The following is a 1859-nucleotide window of genomic DNA, read 5'->3' on the forward strand; positions in this document are numbered from 1 at the left end:
CCTTCACGCGGTGGCGTAATAATGCCTTCCCATAGCACTTCTATACTACCAACAATGGTTGCACCAACTAAAATTTGTGCCATTGGCCCAAATTCGGTTTCAAATAAACAAATCACACGTTCATTACGTGCAAAAATATTTGGAATGCTTTCGGTTGTTGCTTTATTGACTGAAAATAGTGAACCAGGCACATAAATCATCTCACGCAAAATACCGTCACAAGGCATATGAAAACGGTGATAATTTTTAGGTGATAAATAAGTGGTTACATATGAACCATTTTTAAAAAACTTAATCATATCAGCATGACAAGCAACCAGAGATTCTAAAGAATAAAAATGCCCTTTAGCTTGTAACATTTGGGTATCTTGAATAGTACCAAATTGGCTAATGACACCATCGGCCGGCATAATAACTGAGCTATCTCCAGTATCAATCGGGCGCGCATCATCATTCAATTCACGAGCAAAAAAATCATTAAATGTTTTAAATTCTTTTGCATCGCTAATTTTTGCTTCGCTCAAATCTACTTTATATAGTTTACAAAAGCCCATAATCATCCATGTTGTGACCTTTCCCAACTGTTTTTTGGCAAGCCACCCAAATATAGCGGTTAATACCTGTTTAGGTAGAAGATACTGAATAATTGCTTTTAACTGATTTAACATATATCACTCTCAATAAGTTCGCAAATGCGAACATTATAACAATATTTACACATAAAGTGTAAAACGACTGAATCTTATAATATATGATATTAGTTACTTACATTTTAAACACATTGCACACCACAGAAAGCAAAATTATTCATCATTGTATGCATTAGTCACCTAAGTTAGATAAAATTTATTTAACAAAATGGTATGGAAGTAATGAAATAAAAATTCACTGAGTGAATCATCACTTGAGCAGAAAACCTATACTTCAACTTGATGATGGATGACAATTGATGTGTATTTTGTCACCATAATTAATGAGTGGTGAGGGTTATTTAAAACGCCAAAATGAAAATTTATTAAGGCGTTATTCTTGTCGAATTTAAAGCAAAATTCACAATATGGCGGTAAATAGAAATTATTTTATCCATAGGTATTTTAGTGCTTAATTTTTAAATGAAATAATCATATTATTTGATTATGTGCTACTACTCGCTAAAAAATACAAAAAAGACTAAATTATCGATAATAAACACAGGAATTAATATACATATTGACCATTTCATATAACCAAAAAAGCTGGGCATGTTAATCTTATTTTGAGTGGCAATGCTTTTGACCATAAGATTAGGCGCATTGCCGATATAACTCAGTGCCCCCATAAAAACCGATCCCATTGATATAGCGAGTAATGTCTTGTTAAGTGTTGTCATTAATATTACCGCATGACCCGATGCCAAATTGAAAAAAACAAGATAGGTTGGTGCATTATCTAAGAAACCCGAAAGCAAACCAGATAACCAAAAGTACATACTATTAACTGGCTCGCCTTGAGAGTTGGTTACTAGCGATACTAAAGGCGCTAGCGCGCCGTTGCTACCCTTGTGCAAAATAGCTAGCACAGGCACAATAGTAATAAAAATGCCAATAAATAGCTTTCCAACTTCAACGATGGGAGCCCAATTAAATTCATTACCTGCACGTACTTGTTTTGGGGTTATTTTTATCGAAATTATTGTTATGGTAATGAAAATAATATCGCGAATTAAATTAGGTAAAGTAATGTGTGCATCTAAAACGGTAAAGTAAATTGATGAGTGCCAAATGCCCGACATTAGTACACTAGCAATAATTACCAATAATAAAAAAATATTTCTTATACCATAAATTTTAACTTTTGTACTTTTTGTGGTTGAAGCCAAA

At 33.1% G+C, this 1859-nt stretch carries 2 protein-coding genes; both read right to left on the reverse strand.

Annotation, left to right across the window (positions count from 1 at the left end):
• Positions 1-668 (reverse strand): archaetidylserine decarboxylase (asd, locus tag A9G30_RS10200; RefSeq protein ID WP_065588885.1); only part of this gene is annotated, 668 nt, incomplete at its 3' end.
• A gap of 476 nt (positions 669-1144) precedes the next feature.
• A partial coding sequence (locus A9G30_RS10205) for a sodium:proton antiporter (protein ID WP_176700897.1) occupies positions 1145-1859 on the reverse strand: 715 nt, incomplete at its 5' end.

It is taken from the genome of Gilliamella sp. Fer4-1, from assembly GCF_001690515.1.
GTDB classification, from domain to species: domain Bacteria; phylum Pseudomonadota; class Gammaproteobacteria; order Enterobacterales; family Orbaceae; genus Gilliamella; species Gilliamella apicola_C.